This is a genomic window from Micromonospora sp. NPDC093244, from assembly GCF_040683695.1.
In the GTDB taxonomy this organism is placed as follows: domain Bacteria; phylum Actinomycetota; class Actinomycetes; order Mycobacteriales; family Micromonosporaceae; genus Micromonospora.
The window spans coordinates 667,886-686,316 of record NZ_JBFBEO010000001.1 but is presented as its reverse complement, the minus strand read 5'-3'; the positions used below and the strand labels follow the sequence as shown (position 1 = coordinate 686,316).

At 71.4% G+C, this 18,431-nt stretch carries 17 protein-coding genes; 6 read left to right on the top strand and 11 right to left on the bottom strand.

Annotated features, from left to right (window positions below; genetic code table 11):
* Positions 1 to 19: 19 nt before the first annotated feature.
* The 3 genes from AB0N27_RS03175 to AB0N27_RS03165 all read right to left on the bottom strand — a co-directional run bounded on the left by AB0N27_RS03175 (position 20) and on the right by AB0N27_RS03165 (position 2,524).
* A complete protein-coding gene (locus tag AB0N27_RS03175; RefSeq protein ID WP_364362735.1) occupies positions 20 to 940 on the bottom strand; it encodes a hypothetical protein in 921 nt (306 codons plus the stop codon).
* Positions 941 to 954: 14 nt separating this feature from the next.
* Positions 955 to 1,290: a hypothetical protein gene (locus AB0N27_RS03170; RefSeq protein WP_364362734.1), complete on the bottom strand. Its 336-nt coding sequence runs from the start codon at positions 1,288 to 1,290 to the stop codon at positions 955 to 957.
* A 280-nt stretch (positions 1,291 to 1,570) separates the two neighbouring features.
* Complete coding sequence (locus tag AB0N27_RS03165) at positions 1,571 to 2,524, bottom strand: heme o synthase (RefSeq protein ID WP_364362733.1); 954 nt, start codon at positions 2,522 to 2,524, stop codon at positions 1,571 to 1,573.
* A gap of 264 nt (positions 2,525 to 2,788) precedes the next feature.
* Here AB0N27_RS03165 and tkt point away from each other — a divergent pair, with 264 nt between their 5' ends.
* The 6 genes from tkt to pgl all read left to right on the top strand — a co-directional run bounded on the left by tkt (position 2,789) and on the right by pgl (position 11,225).
* Entirely contained in the window at positions 2,789 to 4,927 is a 2,139-nt protein-coding gene (gene tkt, locus AB0N27_RS03160) for a transketolase (protein ID WP_364362732.1), read from the top strand.
* Positions 4,928 to 4,942: 15 nt separating this feature from the next.
* Entirely contained in the window at positions 4,943 to 6,118 is a 1,176-nt protein-coding gene (gene tal, locus AB0N27_RS03155) for a transaldolase (protein ID WP_364362731.1), read from the top strand.
* Positions 6,115 to 7,764 (top strand): glucose-6-phosphate isomerase, encoded by a 1,650-nt coding sequence (locus tag AB0N27_RS03150; protein ID WP_364362730.1) that lies wholly within the window; start codon positions 6,115 to 6,117, stop codon positions 7,762 to 7,764. The genes tal and AB0N27_RS03150 overlap by 4 nt, the downstream gene beginning before the upstream one ends.
* 23 nt (positions 7,765 to 7,787) lie before the next feature.
* Positions 7,788 to 9,302 (top strand): glucose-6-phosphate dehydrogenase, encoded by a 1,515-nt coding sequence (gene zwf, locus AB0N27_RS03145; RefSeq protein ID WP_364365996.1) that lies wholly within the window; start codon positions 7,788 to 7,790, stop codon positions 9,300 to 9,302.
* On the top strand, positions 9,299 to 10,315 hold the full coding sequence (locus tag AB0N27_RS03140) for a glucose-6-phosphate dehydrogenase assembly protein OpcA (RefSeq protein ID WP_364362729.1): 1,017 nt from the start codon (positions 9,299 to 9,301) through the stop codon (positions 10,313 to 10,315). The genes zwf and AB0N27_RS03140 overlap by 4 nt, the downstream gene beginning before the upstream one ends.
* A gap of 139 nt (positions 10,316 to 10,454) precedes the next feature.
* Positions 10,455 to 11,225 carry a 6-phosphogluconolactonase gene (gene pgl, locus AB0N27_RS03135; RefSeq protein ID WP_364362728.1) on the top strand — a complete coding sequence of 257 codons (771 nt, stop codon included), beginning with the start codon at positions 10,455 to 10,457 and terminating at the stop codon, positions 11,223 to 11,225.
* 4 nt (positions 11,226 to 11,229) lie between these two features.
* On the opposite strand, the gene AB0N27_RS03130 is transcribed toward pgl, so the two are convergent.
* The 8 genes from AB0N27_RS03130 to rapZ form a co-directional block, all read right to left on the bottom strand.
* Positions 11,230 to 11,571, bottom strand: a complete 342-nt coding sequence (locus tag AB0N27_RS03130) for an RNA polymerase-binding protein RbpA (RefSeq protein ID WP_364362727.1) — start codon at positions 11,569 to 11,571, stop codon at positions 11,230 to 11,232.
* A 139-nt stretch (positions 11,572 to 11,710) separates the two neighbouring features.
* Positions 11,711 to 11,971 carry a preprotein translocase subunit SecG gene (gene secG / locus AB0N27_RS03125; protein ID WP_109819549.1) on the bottom strand — a complete coding sequence of 87 codons (261 nt, stop codon included), beginning with the start codon at positions 11,969 to 11,971 and terminating at the stop codon, positions 11,711 to 11,713.
* 95 nt (positions 11,972 to 12,066) lie between these two features.
* Positions 12,067 to 12,858: a triose-phosphate isomerase gene (gene tpiA / locus AB0N27_RS03120; protein ID WP_364362726.1), complete on the bottom strand. Its 792-nt coding sequence runs from the start codon at positions 12,856 to 12,858 to the stop codon at positions 12,067 to 12,069.
* A complete protein-coding gene (locus AB0N27_RS03115) occupies positions 12,859 to 14,058 on the bottom strand; it encodes a phosphoglycerate kinase (RefSeq protein ID WP_364362725.1) in 1,200 nt (399 codons plus the stop codon).
* A complete protein-coding gene (gene gap / locus AB0N27_RS03110) occupies positions 14,055 to 15,059 on the bottom strand; it encodes a type I glyceraldehyde-3-phosphate dehydrogenase (RefSeq protein ID WP_364362724.1) in 1,005 nt (334 codons plus the stop codon). The genes AB0N27_RS03115 and gap overlap by 4 nt, the downstream gene beginning before the upstream one ends.
* A gap of 261 nt (positions 15,060 to 15,320) precedes the next feature.
* Positions 15,321 to 16,301 carry a DNA-binding protein WhiA gene (whiA, locus tag AB0N27_RS03105; RefSeq protein ID WP_074312802.1) on the bottom strand — a complete coding sequence of 327 codons (981 nt, stop codon included), beginning with the start codon at positions 16,299 to 16,301 and terminating at the stop codon, positions 15,321 to 15,323.
* Positions 16,302 to 16,355: 54 nt separating this feature from the next.
* Entirely contained in the window at positions 16,356 to 17,432 is a 1,077-nt protein-coding gene (locus AB0N27_RS03100; RefSeq protein WP_364362723.1) for a 2-phospho-L-lactate transferase CofD family protein, read from the bottom strand.
* Complete coding sequence (rapZ, locus tag AB0N27_RS03095; protein WP_364362722.1) at positions 17,429 to 18,361, bottom strand: RNase adapter RapZ; 933 nt, start codon at positions 18,359 to 18,361, stop codon at positions 17,429 to 17,431. The genes AB0N27_RS03100 and rapZ overlap by 4 nt, the downstream gene beginning before the upstream one ends.
* Positions 18,362 to 18,431: the final 70 nt, after the last annotated feature.

The window sequence follows — 18,431 nt, the reverse complement described above, 5'->3', positions numbered from 1 at the left end:
CCCCCACCGCGCCCGGCGGTCAGGCGCGGCGGGCCAGGTGGGTGGTGATCGCCTCGGCGAGACGGTCGGGGGCGCCGTCGGCGTACCCGATGAACAGCGACGGCTCGGTCAGCTCCAGCTCGACAAGGACGGGGTCGCCGTCCGGGCCGGGGATCAGGTCGACCCGGGCGTAGAGCAGCTGCCGCGTGCCGCCGGGAACCGCGGCGAGGGTGCGTTCGGCGACCGCCAGCTGGTCCGGGAGCGCGGTACGGGCGCTGATCTCCTCGGCCTTGTAGAGCCCGTCCGGGCCGAGGTCCGGCCCGGTCAGCATCGGCCCCTTGCGGATGGCGTGGCTGAACGCGAGCCCGCCCGCGCCCGCCAGGAAGAGCAGCGCCGTCTCGCCCTCGGTGTCGACGGCGTTCAGGTACGGCTGGACCATTGTCGTCCGGCCGGCGGCGGACAGCCGGCGTACGTGCGCCACGGCGAGGTCGCGGTGCTCCGGGTCGGCCAGGTCGTACCGGCCGGTGTCCTGGCTGCCCGCGCTGACCGCCGGCTTGATCACGTACTCGCCGGTGTCGACCGGAGGCTGCCAGCTCTCCCCCGGCTCGACCCAGGAGGTCGGCACGGTGGGCACGCCTGCGGCGGTCAGCTCGGCGAGGTACCGCTTGTCGGTGTTCCAGCGGACCACGTCGGCCGGGTTGACGAGCGCCGGGACGGTGGCCGCCCAGGTGACGAACTCGTCGCGGCGCAGCGCGTAGTCCCACGGCGAGCGGAGCACGACCAGGTCGTACGAGGACCAGTCGACGTCGGGGTCGTCCCAGACGGGAGCCTCGGCGGTGACGCCCCGGGCGGCGAGCGGGGCGAGGACGAGCCTGTCGTCCGGGTCCAGCTCGGTCAGCTCGGTGCAGGTGACGAGAGCGACCCGGGGTTTCCCCCGGGTCGACTGGTGGTGGTCGGTCAATTCAACTATCTATCTCAGCGGGCCATCGTGCGTCGGGCCATCGACCGCCAGAGGTCGTTGCTCGGACGCATCTGGTCCATCAGTTCACGCTCCCAGGCGTTCTCGACGGTGACTCCCGCCTTGGCGCACGCCTCCCGGGCGGTGACGGTGTCGTCGGCGAACTGGTCGCCCCACTCACCGTCGGAGCCCACCAGGACGATCCGCGCTCCACGCTTGCCGACGTACTCGATGACCGCCTTCGCTCCACCGTGACCGGCGGCGAACGCCTTGAGGCCGGCTACCAGGCCGTGCGAAGCCTGCCCACCGACGGTCTGCTCGTCCGTCAGCGTCGTATCGGAACCATCTGCCATGACGCGAAGCCTAAGCAGAGTTCCACTCGCCCGGGCGAGAACCATGAAGCTTTTGTGATGCCAATTACCTACAGGTTTAAGACAGAACACTGATATTCTGTCCGGTTTTTTCCGGACTTATGGGTGCGGAAAGTCCTGGCAAACCCGGATCGAGCCGGCGCAGGTTGAGCCCATCCGACTCATGCGAAAGTTACCCTGATGTGACGTTAAACCCGGACAACTCATCCATGATGATGATTGATTCACTCGACGGAACGACTCAGGGTCGAGCCGGCAACCGTCAGATCAGCGCGTCGAGCGCGACGGCCACGAACACGATCGTCAGGTACGTGGTCGACCAGTGGAACAGCCGCATCGGCTTGACTGCCTCGCCCCGCGTCGCGCGACGGCACAGCCGGTGCGCCTCGACGATGAAGATGGCGCCCACCACAAGCGTCGGTACGCCGTAGATCGCGCTCAGGCCCAGCGGCCACACCGCCAGGGAGGTCAGCACGGTGAGCCAGGCGAAGATCAGGATCTCGGCGTTCACCCGGCGGGTGGAGGCCACCACCGGCAGCATCGGGATCCCGGCCCGCGCGTAGTCGTCCTTGTACTTCATGGCGAGCGGGTAGAAGTGCGGCATCTGCCAGAAGAAGACCACCGCGAACAGCCCCCACGCGGCCGGCGCCAGCGAACCGGTCACCGCCGCCCAGCCGATGAGCACCGGAGCGGCCCCGCAGGCGCCACCCCAGAACGTGTTCGTCGGGGTGGAGCGCTTGAGCCACAGCGTGTAGACGACGTCGTAGTAGACGATCGCGGCGAGGGTGAGCGCGGCGGCGAGCAGGTTGGTGAACGCCGCCATCAGCACGATCGAGACCGCCGCCAGCACCAGACCGAAGATCAGGGCGCTGCGCGGTGACACCGTGTGCGCCGGCAGCGGCCGGCGCTTCGTCCGGCGCATCAGCTGGTCGATGTCCCGGTCGATGTAGCAGTTGAGGACGCTTGCCGCGCCGGCGGCGAGCGAGCCGCCGACAAGCACCACTGCCATCAGCCACAGCGACGGCAGGCCACCCTCGGCGAGCATCATCGCCGGCACTGTGGTGACCAGCAGCAACTCGACGATGCGCGGTTTGGTGAGCGCCACGTACGCCGAGACGATCGCGCGGACGTCCCGTCGCGCCACCGGACCGTCGGCCGTCCGCGCCGAGGGCTGCCCCGCGGGGTTGCTCGCGGGGCGCTCGGTGATCATGCTCACGGATTGCCACCTTCCGGCATCGGCACGGGGAGATCGGTCGGCCCAACCTGTTCGGGGGCCGCACACCGAGCCACACACTACGCGTTGTCGTTTTGGCTGCCCGGCCGACCCGACAACGGTGCGGGCCGTCACACCACCGGGTTGAACGACTCGATGCCCTGTCCCGTACCGCAGACCATGCAGAGATCCCCGGGCGGACGTTTAGTCACGCTCGATAGGGTCACCAGTGAGGGTTCCGCCCATCTGCCGAGGAGCACAACCATCGTGGCTGCCAACCGACCCGAGCACTCCGAACTCAACTGGTCCGACCTCGATCGCCGGGCTGTCGACACCGTCCGCGTCCTGGCCATGGATGCCGTGGAGAAATCCGGCAACGGCCACCCGGGTACCGCGATGAGCCTGGCGCCCGCGGCGTACCTCCTGTTCAACCGGGTCATGCGGCACAACCCGGCCGACCCGAACTGGCCCGGCCGGGACCGCTTCGTGCTCTCCGCCGGGCACTCCAGCCTGACGCTCTACATCCAGCTGTTCCTGTCCGGGTACCCGCTGAGCCTGTCGGACCTGAAGTCGCTGCGGCAGTGGGGCTCGCTCACTCCCGGTCACCCCGAGCACGGGCACACCCCGGGCGTGGAGACCACCACCGGGCCGCTCGGGCAGGGCCTGGGCAACGCGGTGGGCATGGCCATGGCGGCCCGCCGCGAGCGCGGCCTGTTCGACCCGGAGGCCGAGCCGGGCGCGTCGATCTTCGACCACGACATCTGGTGCATCGTCTCCGACGGCGACATCGAGGAGGGCATCAGCCACGAGGCCAGCGCGCTCGCCGGGCACCAGCAGCTGGGCAACCTCACGGTGATCTACGACGACAACGAGATCTCGATCGAGGACGACACCCGCATCGCCAAGAGCGAGGACGTGGCGGCCCGCTACGAGGCGTACGGCTGGCACGTGCAGACCGTCGACTGGCGCAGCGGCGACGCCGACCAGGGTGACTACCACGAGGACGCCGAGGCGCTGTACCGCGCGCTGCTCGCCGCGAAGGCGGAGACCGACCGTCCCTCCTTCATCGCGTTGCGCACCATCATCGGCTGGCCCGCCCCCAACAAGCAGAACACCGGCAAGATCCACGGCTCGGCGCTCGGCGCCGACGAGGTGAAGGCCACCAAGCGGATCCTCGGCTTCGACCCGGAGCAGACCTTCGAGGTGGACGAGGAGGTGCTCGGCCACGCCCGCACGGTGATGGGCCGCGGCTCCGAGGCCCAGCAGGAGTGGACCACCGCGTTCGACGCCTGGAAGAAGGCCAACCCGGAGCGCACGGCGCTCTACGAGCGGATGGCCGGACGCGTGCTTCCCGACGGCTGGACCAACGCGCTGCCGGTCTTCCCCGCCGACGCCAAGGGAGTGGCCACCCGGGCCGCGTCCGGCAAGGTGCTGGAGGCCCTCGCGCCGGTCCTGCCGGAGCTGTGGGGTGGCTCGGCCGACCTGGCCGAGAGCAACAACACCACGATGAAGGGCGAGCCGTCGTTCATCCCGGCCGCGCACGCCACCAAGGACTTCCCCGGCCACGAGTACGGCCGCACGCTGCACTTCGGCATCCGCGAGCACGCCATGGGAGCGATCCTCAACGGCATCGCCCTGCACGGCGGCACCCGCCCGTACGGCGGCACATTCCTGGTGTTCAGCGACTACATGCGCCCGTCGGTGCGGCTGGCCGCGCTGATGAAGCTTCCGGTGACGTACGTCTGGACGCACGACTCGATCGGCCTGGGTGAGGACGGCCCGACCCACCAGCCGGTGGAGCACCTGACCGCGCTGCGCGCCATCCCGGGCCTGGACGTGGTCCGCCCCGCCGACGCCAACGAGACGGCCTGGGCGTGGCGGCAGGCGCTGGAGCACACCGACCGGCCCACCGCGCTGGCGCTGAGCCGTCAGCCGCTGCCGACCCTGGACCGGGACGTCCTGGGCAGCGCGGAGGGGGTCGCCAAGGGCGGCTACGTGCTGGCCGAGGCGTCCAACGGCAAGCCTCAGGTGATCATCGTCGGCACCGGTTCCGAGGTGCAGCTCTGCCTGACCGCGCGGGAGCGCCTGGAGGCCGACGGCACCCCGACCCGGGTGGTCTCGATGCCCTGCCAGGAGTGGTTCTACGAGCAGGATGAGGCCTACCGGGAGTCGGTGCTCCCGCGCGGGGTAAAGGCACGGGTGAGCGTGGAGGCGGGCATCGCGATGTCCTGGCGCGGGATCGTCGGCGACCTCGGCGAGAGCGTGAGCCTGGAGCACTACGGAGCGAGCGCCCCGCACACCGTGCTCTTCGAGCAGTTCGGCTTCACCGGCGACCGGATCGTGGCGGCGGCACACGCCTCGCTGGCCCGGGTGGGCGACATCACCGGTTTCACTACCGGCAACTGAGGGAGCGTGGACGGCATGACCGACAAGCTGAATGAGCTCACCGCCGCAGGCGTGGCGGTGTGGCTCGACGATCTTTCCCGGGTGCGTCTGAGCTCCGGCGGGCTGGACCAGCTGCGCCGCGAGAAGCACGTGGCCGGGGTCACCACCAACCCGACGATCTTCGCCAAGGCGCTGAGCGACGCCGACGAGTACAACTGGCAGCTGCGCGACCTCGCTGTTCGTGACGTGGACGTGGAAGAGGCCGTACGCATGCTCACCACGTACGACGTGCGGTGGGCCTGCGACGTGATGCGCCCGTCGTACGACGGCAGCGACGGCGTCGACGGCCGCGTCTCGATCGAGGTAGACCCCCGCAGCGCGCACGACGCGGACAAGACCGTCGCCGAGGCCAAGGCGCTGTGGTGGCTCGTCGACCGGCCCAACCTCTACATCAAGATCCCGGCCACCGAGGAGGGCCTGTCGGCGATCACCGACACGCTTGCCGAGGGGATCAGCGTCAACGTGACGCTGATCTTCGGCCTGGACCGCTACTCGGCGGTCATGGAGGCGTTCCTCGCCGGCCTGGAGCAGGCCAAGGCCAACGGCCACGACCTGTCCACCATCGGCTCGGTCGCGTCGTTCTTCGTCTCCCGCGTCGACTCCGAGGTCGACAAGCGGCTTGAGAAGATCGGCTCGGACGAGGCCAAGGCGTTGAAGGGCAAGGCCGCAGTCGCCAACGCCCAGCTGGCGTACGAGCGCTACTCCGAGGTGTTCTCCTCGGACCGCTGGAAGGCACTCGCCGACGCCGGCGCGCACCCGCAGCGGCCGCTGTGGGCGTCGACCTCGACGAAGAACCCGGACTACCGCGACGTCATCTACGTGGAGGAGCTGATCGCTCCCGGCACTGTCAACACCATGCCGGAGGCGGTCATCCACGCGTACGCCGATCATGGCGAGACCCGCGGTGACACGGTGACCGGCGCCTACGACGCGGCCCGGAAGGTCTTCGCGGACCTGGAGTCGGTCGGGGTGGACATGGACGACGTGATCGTCACCCTGGAGCGCGAGGGCGTGGAGAAGTTCGAGGTCAGCTGGCAGGAGCTGCTCGACGGGGTCCGCAAGTCGCTGGAGGCGGCGGCGAAGGGCAAGGGCTCTCCGAACAAGGCCGCCGAGGGCAACGCCAAGGGCGCCGAGAAGGCCGGTGGCGCATGAGCGACCTACTCGCAGGGCCGGCGGAGGCCGCCGCCGGGCTCGTCGTGCACGGCGCGGACGCGATCGACAGGTCCGCACCCGCCTCGACCCGGGACGCGCTGGTCAAGGCCGGCGTCCCGGGCAAGCTGGCCGCCAAGGACCCGGGCCTGTGGGGTCCGGACGCCGAGGCCGAGGCGAAGATCCGGCTCGGCTGGGTGGACACCCACAGGCGCAGCCGGGAGCTGCTGGTGCAGCTCGCCGAGCTGACCACCGAGCTGGCCGACCTGGACCACGTGGTGCTCGCCGGCATGGGCGGCTCGTCGCTGGCCCCCGAGGTGATCACCAGGACCCTCGGCCGGCCGCTGACCGTGCTGGACACCACCGACCCCGGCCAGGTCCGCGCGGCCCTCGGTGACCGGCTGGAGCGCACAGTCGTGGTGGTGGCCAGCAAGTCCGGCTCGACGGTGGAGACCGACAGCCACCGGCGCGCGTACTGGCAGGCGTTCCTGGACGCCGGGATGACCGAGGCGGAGGCCGGCCGGCACTTCGTCATCGTCACCGACCCGGGCTCGCCGCTGGAGACGACCGCTACCGAGATGGGCGCGTTCACCGTGCTGGCCGACCCGAACGTGGGCGGCCGGTACTCGGCGCTCACCGCGTTCGGCCTGGTGCCGTCGGCCCTTGCCGGCGTCGAGGTGTCCGAGCTGATCGACCAGGCCGACGCGCTGGCCGAGTCGCTCGCCGGGGACCGGGACAACCCGGCGTTGGCGCTGGGCGCCGCGCTGGGCGCCGCCGCCACCCTGGCCCGGGACAAGGTCGCCCTGATCTCCGACGGCACCGGCATCGACGGGCTGGGCGACTGGGCCGAACAGCTGATCGCCGAGTCGACAGGCAAGGCCGGCGTGGGCATCCTGCCGGTGGTGGTGGAGTCCCCGAACAGCCCCGGCGCCACCGGCTCCGACGTGCTGACCGTCACCTACGGCGGCGCACTGGCCACCGGCGACGTGCCCGGTGGCGGCACCGACCCGGACGTGGCGGTGAACGGCCCGCTCGGCGCGCAGTTCCTGGCCTGGGAGTACGCCACGGCGGTGGCGGGTGTGGTGCTCGGCATCGACCCGTTCAACCAGCCGAACGTCACCGAGTCCAAGGAGAACACCAACAAGATCCTGGCCTCGGGTCTGCCGACGGAGACGCCGTCGTTCACCGAGGGCGCGATCGAGGTGTACGCGCCGCAGGGCGCACCCGGCGACCTGGCGGGTGTGCTGCGGTGGCTGCTGGACGGGCTGGGCGACGACGGCTACCTGGCGGTCATGGCGTACCTCGACCGGTTCGCCGACGCGGACACGGCCCGGCTGCGTCCGTTGCTGGCCGAGGCGTCCGGCCGGCCCGTCACCTTCGGGTGGGGGCCGCGGTTCCTGCACTCGACCGGCCAGTACCACAAGGGTGGTCCGCAGGTCGGCAGCTACCTCCAGGTGACCGGTGCGGTCGCCGAGGACCTGGACGTGCCGGGCAAGCCGTACACGTTCGGTGAGTTGCAGGCGGCGCAGGCCGCCGGCGACCGGCAGGCCCTCGCCGGTCGGGAACGGCCCGTGCTGCGACTGCACCTGACCGACCGGGCGGCCGGCGTCGCCCAACTGCTCGACGCGGCCGGTCAGCTGCGCACGTGAGGATGGACGACGTGACCCAAGGCGTGAACCCGCTACGCGACCCGCAGGACCGCCGGTTGCCCCGGATCCCGGAGCCGTGCGCTCTGGTGATCTTCGGGGTGACCGGCGACCTGGCCCGCAAGAAGCTGCTCCCCGCGGTCTACGACCTGGCCAACCGGGGCCTGCTGCCGCCCGGTTTCGTGGTGCTCGGCTTCGCGCGCCGCGACTGGGGTGACGGCGACTTCGAGACACTCGCCTGCGAGGCGGCCCGCAAGCACGCCCGTACTCCGTGGCGGGACGAGGTGTGGGCGCGTCTGGCCGGCAACATCAAGTTCGTCGGCGGGTCGTTCGACGACGACGCGGCGTTCGACACCCTCGCCGAGACGCTCGACGACCTGCGCCAGACCCACGGCATCACCGGTAACGCGGCGTTCTACTTCTCGATCCCCCCGGCCGCGTTCCCCGTCGTGCTCAAGCAGCTGGCCCGCACCGGGATGGCCGACAACGAGAAGTCCGGCGGTTGGCGCCGGGTCGTGGTGGAGAAGCCGTTCGGCAACGACCTGCCGTCGGCGAAGGCGCTCAACGACCTGGTCGACGACGTCTTCACCCGGCAGGACGTTTTCCGCATCGACCACTACCTGGGCAAGGAGACGGTCCAGAACATCCTGGCCCTGCGGTTCGCCAACAACCTGTTCGAGCCACTGTGGAACTCCAAGTACGTCGACTCGGTGCAGATCACCATGGCCGAGGACGTCGGCATCGGCACCCGCGCCGGGTTCTACGACACGGTCGGCACCGCCCGTGACGTGTTGCAGAACCACCTGCTCCAGCTCCTCGCCCTGGTGGCCATGGAGGAGCCGACAAGCTTCGACGCCGACGAGATCCGGGCCGAGAAGCTCAAGGTGCTCAAGGCGATCACCCTGCCGAAGGACGTGGCCCGGGACACCGTCCGCGGCCAGTACCTGCCCGGCTGGGTGGGCGGCGAACGCGCCGTCGGCTACCTGGAGGAGCAGGACGTCCCCGCCGACTCCACCACCGAGACGTACGTGGCGGTGCGCCTCGGCATCCAGAACCGCCGCTGGGCCGAGGTGCCGTTCTACATCCGGGCCGGCAAGCGGCTGCCCCGGCGGGTCACCGAGGTCGCCATCATGTTCAAGAAGGCGCCGCACCTGCCGTTCAACGACGCCGACATGGAGTCGCTGGGCAACAACCAGCTGGTCATCCGGGTGCAGCCGGACGAGGGCGTGGTGCTCAAGTTCGGCTCGAAGGTGCCGGGCACCACGATGGAGGTCCGCGACATCGCGATGGACTTCCAGTACGGCGAGGCGTTCACCGAGTCCAGCCCGGAGGCGTACGAGCGGCTGGTGCTGGACGTGCTGATCGGCGACCGCACCCTGTTCCCCGACGCGGCCGAGGTCGAGCAGAGCTGGCAGGTGATCGACCCGTTGGAGCACGCCTGGGAGGGCACCACGCCGGAGCCGTACCGCGCCGGTGAGTGGGGGCCGCGGGCGGCCGACGAGATGCTGGCCCGCGAGGGCCGCGCTTGGAGAAGAGCATGATCGGGCTGTGGGACACCACCGGCAACGAGGTGGTCAAGGCGCTCGCCGCCGAGCGGCGCAGCGCCGGTGGCGTGGCCAGCGGCATGGCGCTCACCCTCATCGTCGTGGTGGACGAGCGGCGGGTCCGCGAGGCGGAGGCGGCTGCCACCATCGCCGCCGCCGCCCACCCGTGCCGGCTCGTGGTGGTGGTCCGCTCCGAGATCGAGCGGGACCGCAACCGGCTGGACGCGGAGATCGTGGTAGGTGGCCGGCTCGGCCCGTGCGAGGCGGTGGTCACCCGGATGTACGGGCGGCTGGCCCTGCACGCCGAGTCGGTGGTGATGCCGCTGCTCGTTCCGGACGTGCCGGTGGTCACCTGGTGGCACGGCGAACCGCCGGCGGAGATCGCCACCGACTTCCTCGGTGTGGTCGCCGACCGGCGGATCACCGACTCGGCGCAGGCCGCCGACCCGCAGGAGGCGCTGCGGCAGCGGGCCCGGGACTACGCTCCGGGTGACACCGACCTGGCGTGGACCCGGATCACCCCGTGGCGGACCCTCGTCGCGGGAGCGTTCGACACCACCGAGGCGAAGGTCACCGAGGCGACAGTCGTCGCGCCGCCCAGCGACCCGACGGCGACGCTGATGATCGGCTGGCTGTCCAGCCGGCTGGGCATCACCCCCCGCCGGGTGGACGACACCGAGTTCCCCCGGATGCGTGAGGTGCAGTTGACCTGCGCCAACGGTGACCAGCTGACGTTGACCCGGGAGGACAGCCTGGCCGTCTTCCGCCGGACCGGTCAGGACGACCGGACCCTGCCGCTGGTCCGTCGCCCGCTCGGCGACGAACTGGCCGAGGAACTGCGCCGCCTCGACGCCGACCAGGTGTACGCGGAGGCGCTCGGCGCGACAGTCGGGCTGCGCGGCCTGGAGCAGCGTCCACCGCAGCGGGTGCACGTCTGGAAGGACCCGGCCACCGCACAGCGCGCCGAGGCCGGGGTCACCGCGCACGCCGGCACGAGCGGCGAGAGCTGAGCCGCACCGGGGCAGGGCCGGGCACCGTCCCCGCTCTGCCCCGGTCCCGGGGCATCCCGCCCCACCACCTCCTCCCCGGGCGTACGTCCGGGCACGACGACGCGACAGCGACCGCTCAGCGGTCGGGAAGGCACAACCCATGAGTGAGGCGAGTGTCGCCGTCCACGCCGACGCCGACCTGCTGGCGCAGGCCGTGGCGGCCCGGCTGCTTGTGAAACTGCTCGACGCGCAGGCCGACCGTGGTGAGGCGTCGGTGGTCCTGACCGGCGGCCGGGTCGCCGCGGCCGTGTACCGGGCTGTCGCCACGCTGCCGGCCCGCGACGCGGTGGACTGGTCCCGCGTCGACGTGTGGTGGGGCGACGAACGGTTCCTGCCCGCCGGCGACCCGGAGCGCAACGAGACCCAGGCGCGGGCCGCCCTGCTGGACGTGGTGCCGCTGAACCCGGACCGGGTACACCCGATGCCGGCGTCCGACGGCCCGGCCGGCAACGACCCCGAGGCGGCCGCCGCCGCGTACGCCGAGGAGTTGGCGCGCGCCGCCCGGCCGGGGCACGCCGCGCTGCCGCACTTCGACGTGCTGATGCTCGGCGTCGGCGAGGACGGCCACGTCGCGTCGGTCTTCCCCGGGCATCCGGTGCACTACGACACCCGTCCGGTAAGCGCGGTGCGGGGCAGCCCGAAGCCCCCGCCGGTGCGGACCACCCTCACCCTCGCCGCGATCAACACGGCCGAGGAGGTCTGGTTGGTCGCAGGCGGCGCCGACAAGGCCCGTGCCGTGGGCATGGCGCTGGCCGGCGCCGGGCCGGTGCAGTTGCCGGCGGCGGGCGTACACGGCGTGGACCGTACCCGCTGGCTGCTGGACCGGGCCGCGGCCGCCGACGTGCCCACCCGGCTGCGCAGCCTGCGCTGACCCGCTACTCGCCTCGGCGGCGGCGCAGCGCGGCCAACGCCTCGTTCAACAGCGCCTCCCCCTCCTCGGCGGTGCGCCGCTCCTTCACGTACGCCAGATGGCTCTTGTACGGTTCGGCGCGGACCCGGCCGGGCGGGTTCTGCTCGTCCTGGCCGGCGGGCAGCCCGCACCGGGGGCAGTCCCACAGCGGTGGCGGCGCGACGTCCGCGGCGATCCGGATGCTGGTCCGATGGTCGTTGCGGCACCAGTAGGTGACGTCCTGTCGGGGTGCGGGTTGGTATCGCTCGTCCGGGCGGACGGGCGCCGACCCGACCCGGGCGCCGCGGATAACGTTGCCACTAGGCACGGCTGCTCGCTCCTGTCGTCGGAGGGGACCCGCCGTCTTCGGGGGTGGACGGCGGGCGACGCGGTGCAGCGGAGAAAAGCCTGCGCGCGGCCCGTCGGGTGACGGACCGCGCGCAGATTGTACGACTTTACGAGCCTGCTCAGGCGCCGCTGTTCATCTGGAGCCGGAGCCAGAGGCCGAGCCCGACGATGGCGGCGAACCAGACGACGCCCACCAGAACGGTGTAACGATCCAGGTTCTTCTCCGCGACCGAGGAGCCGGCGAGGCTGGAGCTGACACCACCGCCGAACATGCTCGACAGTCCGCCGCCCTTACCGCGGTGCAGCAGGATCAGCAGGGTGAGCAGAACGCTCGTGATGACCAGCAACACGATCAACGTGTATGCGAACCAGATCGGCATGGCTGGGGGCAGTCCTCTCGTAGCGATCCTCGCCCGGACAGGTCGGGCACGATGGCACCGGCCGGTGGACGGGCGGTGTCAAGGATAGCGAGCGATCAGCGGGCGATGTGCTCGGGGAACCGGCAGATCTGCGCGAATTCCTCCGCGTCCAGGCTGGCGCCCCCCACGAGACCCCCGTCCACGTCCGGCTGGGCCATGATCGAGGCGACGTTCGACGCCTTGACCGAGCCGCCGTACAGGACGCGGACCGCGTCGGCGGTTTCGGCGTCGAAGCGCTCCGCCAACCGCTGCCGGACCGCGCCGCAGACCTCCTGGGCGTCCTCCGGTGTCGCGGTCTTGCCGGTGCCGATCGCCCAGACCGGCTCGTACGCGATGACCACCTGCTTGACCTGCTCGGCCGTGAGCCCCGCGAGACCACCGTCGAGCTGGTCGGCGCAGTGCGCCACATGGGTGCCCTGCTCGCGCACGTCCAGCCCCTCCCCCACGCAGAGGATCGGGGTCAGGTTGTGCGTCAACGCCGCCTTCACCTTGGCGTTGACCTGGGCGTCGTCCTCGTGGTGGTAGGCCCGCCGCTCGGAGTGCCCGACCACCACGTACGTGCAGCCCAACTTGGCCAGCATCGCGCCGGAGATGTCACCCGTGTACGCGCCGGAGGCGTGCGGGGAGAGGTCCTGCCCGCCGTAGCCGATCAGCAGCTTGTCCCCGTCCACAGCCGTCTGCACGGTGCGCAGATCGGTGAAGGGGGGCAGCACGACCGTCTCGACCTCGGTGAGCTGCTTCTCGGTGAGGCTCGCGGCCAGCTTCTGCACAAGCAGGTTGGCCTCGAGGTGGTTGAGGTTCATCTTCCAGTTGCCGGCCATCAACGGCCGGCGGGTCGTGCTCGCCATTCAGTTCTCCAGGGCCGCGATGCCGGGGAGGGACTTGCCCTCAAGGTATTCCAGGGAGGCGCCGCCACCTGTGGAGATGTGCCCGAAGGACGACTCGTCAAGACCGAGCGCACGGACCGCGGCCGCAGAGTCGCCGCCGCCGACGACGCTGAACGCGTCGGCCTTGGTGATCGCCTCGGCGACCCCCCGGGTGCCAGCCGCGAACGGGGCCATCTCGAACACGCCCATCGGGCCGTTCCAGAAGATGGTCTTCGCCTGGGACAGCGCGGCGGCGAAACCGGCGACCGTCTCCGGGCCGATGTCCAGACCCAGCCGGTGACTCGGGATGCCGTCGACCCGGACCGTGTCGTGCGCGGCGTCCGGGGCGAACGCGTCCGCCGCCACCACGTCGACCGGCAGCATGATCTTGCCGTCGGACCGCTCCAGCAGGTTGCGGCAGGTCTCGACCATGTCCTTCTCCAGCAGCGAGGTGCCCACCTCCAGGCCCTGGGCCTTGAGGAACGTGAAGCACATCCCGCCGCCGATGAGCAGCCTGTCGACGGTCGGCAGCAGCGCCTCGATCACCGCCAGCTTGTCGGACACCTTCGAACCACCGAGCACCACCACGTACGGCCGCTCCGGGCTGCCGGTGAGCTTCGAGAGCACCTCGACCTCACGCAGCACCAGACGACCCGCGACGTGCGGCAGCCGCGCCGGCACGTCGTACACGCTCGCGTGCTTGCGGTGCACGGCGCCGAACGCGTCGTCCACGTACGCGTCCCCGAACGCGGCGAGCTGGTCGGCGAAGGCGCCCCGCTCGGCCTCGTCCTTGCTGGTCTCCCCCGCGTTGAAGCGCAGGTTCTCCAGCAGGGCGACCTGGCCGTCGGCCAGGCCGGCGACTGTGGAGCGGGCCGAGTCACCAACGGTGTCCTCGGCGAAGTGCACGGGCGCGCCGAGCAGCTCACCGAGCCGCCCCGCGACCGGACGGAGGCTGAACTGCGGGTCCGGCGTGCCCTTCGGGCGGCCCAGGTGCGAGCAGACGACCACCTTCGCGCCGGCCTCGACAAGCGCGCCGAGCGTCGGCAGAACCGCGCGGATGCGCCCGTCATCCGTGATGTCACCGGTCTGCTTGTCGAGCGGGACGTTCAGGTCGGCGCGCACCAGCACGCGCCGACCCGACACCCCCTCGGCGAGCAGGTCGTCGAGGGTCCGGATGCTCACAGCGAGGAACCCACCAGCTTGACCAGGTCCACCAGGCGGTTGGAGTAGCCCCACTCGTTGTCGTACCAGCCGACGACCTTGACCTGGTTGCCGACGACCTTGGTCAGCGGCGCGTCGAAGATGCACGACGCCGGGTCGGTGACGATGTCGGTGGAGACGATCGGGTCCTCGTTGTAGACCAGGATGCCCTTGAGCGGGCCGTCCGCGGCGGCCTTCAGCGCGGCGTTGACCTCGTCCACGGTGGTCTCACGGCCCACGTTGACGGTGAGGTCGGTGACCGAGCCGGTCGGGATCGGCACCCGCAGCGCGTACCCGTCGAGCTTGCCCTTGAGGTCCGGCAGCACCAGGCCGATGGCCTTGGCCGCACCGGTCGAGGTCGGGACGATGTTCAGCGCGGCGGCCCGGGCCCGACGCAGGTCCTTGTGCGGCGCGTCCTGCAGGTTCTGGTCCTGGGTGTACGCGTGGATCGTCGTCATCAGACCGTGCTGGATGCCGAACGTGTCGTGCAGAACCTTCGCCATCGGGGCGAGGCAGTTCGTGGTGCACGAGGCGTTCGAGATGATCGTGTGCTTCGCCGGGTCGTACTGGTCGTGGTTCACGCCCATGACGACGGTGACGTCCTCGTTCTTCGCCGGAGCGGAGATGATGACCTTCTTGGCGCCGCCGTCGACGTGCGCCTTGGCCTTGGTGCCGTCGGTGAAGAAGCCAGTCGACTCGATGACGACGTCGGCGCCGACCTCGCCCCACGGCAGCGCCGACGGGTCCTTCTCGGCGAACGCCTTGATGGTCTTGCCACCGACGGTGATCTCGTCGGCGGTGGCCTTCACCTCGTACGGGAGGCGACCCAGGATGCTGTCGTACTTGAGCAGGTGGGCGAGCGTGGCGTTGTCGGTCAGGTCGTTCACCGCCACGACCTCGATGTCGGCGTCGGACGCCAGCACTGCCCGGAAGAAGTTACGGCCGATCCGGCCGAAGCCGTTGATGCCAACCCGGATGGTCACAGGTCCGATCTCCTCGCGTTCTGGTCCGCCGGCTTCAGACAACGGGCCGGCGAAGTGATGTGCGCCGACCGTTGGAGCCGGCCGTTGACGGTTCATCTCGGCACCCCGCCGCGGTCTGAGGACCTGACCGCCCGAGGCGGTGGGCACGGCGAGAGGTGCCTGTGTCGGCCCCCTTGCCGTACGCAGCGACCCTATCCGAGCGTGCGACGCCACGCTGCGCCGGGTCGCGTCCCGGGCGCACCGCGCGGCCTCACCGTCCTATCAGACCACGAGCATGTCGGGCGTGACGGCTGCTTCGGTATCCGGGATGCCCAGGTCCCGGGCTCGCTTGTCGGCGAGCGCCAGCAGCCGGCGGATCCGCCCGGCGATGGCGTCCTTGGTCAGCGGCGGCTCAGCGAGCGCTCCCAACTCCTCCAGCGACGCCTGTCGGTGCTCCAGCCGCAGGCGGCCCGCGTCGGTGAGGTGGTTGGGCGCCTCGTCGGCGAGGATCTCCAGGGCGCGGGTCACCCGCGCGGCGGCGGCCACCGCCGCCCGGGCGGAGCGGCGCAGGTTCGCGTCGTCGAAGTTCGCCAGCCGGTTGGCGGTGGCCCGCACCTCGCGGCGCACCCGCCGCTCCTCCCACGCCAGCACGCTGGAGTGCGCGCCGATGCGGGTGAGCAGGGCCGCGATGGCGTCACCGTCCTTGACCACCACCCGGTCCACCCCGCGTACCTCGCGGTTCTTCGCGGTGATGCCGATGCGTCGGGCCGCGCCGACGAGCGCCAGCGCCGACTCCGGCCCCGGGCAGGTGATCTCCAGTGCGCTGGAGCGGCCAGGCTCGGTGAGCGAGCCGTGCGCCATGAACGCGCCCCGCCACGCGGACACCGCGCAGCACACGTTCGCGGCCACGACGTGCGGGGGCAGCCCCCGCACCGGGCGTCCGCGTACGTCCAGCAGGCCGGTCTGGCGGGCGAGGGCCTCGCCGTCCTTGACCACCCGGACGATGAAGTGGCTGCCCTTGCGCAGGCCGCCGGAGGCCAGCACGTGGATCTCGCTGGGGTAGCCGTAGACCTCGGCGATCTCCCGCCGCAGCCGGCGGGCCACCGCCCCGGTGTCCAGCTCAGCCTCCACCACCACGCGGCCGGAGACGATGTGCAGCCCACCGGCGAAGCGCAGCAGCGCAGCCATCTCCGCCCGCCGACAGCAGGGCTTGGGCACGTCGACCCGACTCAGCTCGTCCTTGACCGCAGCCGTCATCGCCATTGTGCGTCCCCTCACGGACCTGTTCCGGCGTGTCGCCGGAGATTACGTACGTGTCTAACGATCGGCGCCCAGGACAGGCACCAGCGCGGCGCCCAGGGCAGCCGGATCATGGCGGGGAGTGCCGTCGGTGACGGCGACGGGGGCGAGGACCAGGCGGGCACCAAGCGATTCTGCCGCACGTTCGACCGGTTCGGGGTCACCCACCGCCTTGGCGTCGGCCAGCACGAGATCCACCTTGAGCTCGGCAAGATACCAGCGCAGCGCAGCGAGGTGGTCGGCGACGGAGAGCCCGAGGGTCTCCTTCTCGGCGGCGAGGTTCAGGGTGACCAGCCGCCGGGCCGGGCTGGACACGATCGCGTCGGCGAGCTGCGGCACCAGCAGGTGCGGCAGCACGCTCGTGTACCAACTGCCCGGCCCGAAGATCAACCAGTCCGCCGCGCCGATCGCCGCGAGGGCCTCCGCGCAGGCCGCCGGGGCCGCCGGGGTGAGCCGCAGCGACTCGACCCGCCCGGTGGTGACCGCCACCTGGTGCTGGCCGCGTACCGTGCGCACCTCGTCGGGGGCGGCCGGGTCCGCCCCGCGCACCCGGGCCTCGATGCCCACCGGCTGGCGGGACATCGGCAGCACCCGACCGACCGCGCCGAGCATCGCTCCGGCGTGCTCCAGCGCCGCCACCGGGTCACCGAGCAGCTCCATGAGGCCGCAGAGCACCAGGTTGCCCACCGCGTGCCCGGCCAGCCCGTCCGCGCGGGCCGCCGCCGGGCCCGCGTCGACCTCTCCGAGCGGGGGTACGTCGTTCCCGGGTGCGGCGTTCGTGGGTGCGGCGTTCCCGGGTGCGGCGTTCGTGGGTGCGGCGTTCGTGGGGACGGCCGCGAAGCGGTGCTGGAACAGTCCGGCGCTGCGCCGGGTGGCCGGGTGGTCGCCGGCCAGCGCGACCAGGGCCTGCCGCAGGTCGCCCGGGGGCAGACCACCCCGCTCGGCGCGCAGCCGACCGCTCGACCCACCGTCGTCACCGACAGTGACCACCGCGGTGATGTCCAGGTCGAGTTCGGGAGCGCAGTGGCGAAGCGCCCGCAGCGACGCGGACAGCCCGTGCCCGCCACCGAACGCCACCACCCGACGCGCCGTCATTCCCGCCCCAGGTCGCGGTGCTGCGCGTTGGCCGCCAACCCGGACTGGCGCAGCCGCCCGGCCAACTCCTCGGCGATGGCCACGCTGCGGTGCTTGCCGCCGGTGCAGCCCACGGCGACCGTCAGGTACCGCTTGCCCTCCCGCTCGAACCCGGTGGTGGTGGCGTTGACCAGGTCGGCGTACGAGGCGACGAAGGCGTCCGCGCCCTCCTGACCCAGCACGTACGCGCTCACCGCCTCCTCCCGCCCGGTGTGCTCCCGCAGCTCCGGCACCCAGTACGGGTTGGGCAGGAACCGGGCGTCAAGCACGAAGTCGGCGTCCGGCGGCAGACCGTACTTGAAGCCGAACGACAGCACTGTCACCCGCAGCCGGCGGGCATCCTCGCCGCCGAACAGCTCCTCGATGCGCCGCCGGAGCTGGTTGACGTTCAGGTGGCTGGTGTCAATGATCACGTCGGCCTGGTCGCGGGCCTCCTCCAGCAGGCCGCGTTCCACGGCGATGCCGTCGGCCAGCCGCCCCTCGCCCTGCAACGGGTGCGACCGGCGCACACTCTCGAACCGCCGGATGAGCACCTCGTCGTCGGCGTCGACGAAGACCACCCGGGGCGAGAAGCCCCGCTCCTTGAGCTCGCGGATCGCCCCGGCCAGATCCGTGGAGAAGGCCCGCGACCGTACGTCCAGCACCATGGCCGTACGCCGGGCCGCTCCCCCGGCCCTGAACGCCAACTCGGCCATGTCGAGCATCAACGCCTGGGGCAGGTTGTCCACCACGTAGTAGCCGACGTTCTCCAATGCGCGGGCGACCGTGCTGCGGCCGCCGCCGGAGAGCCCCGTGACCACCACCAGCGTGGTCTCCGACTCGGCCGTCGCCTGCCCGTCGGCACCCGTCGGGGCGTCGACCCGGTCTGCGGCTGTGCGCGCCTCGCTCACCCGTACGTACCCCCAAGCCCGTGGCGCCGCGACCGCCATCGGCCGCGATTGGTCAATCAGCGACTCTATC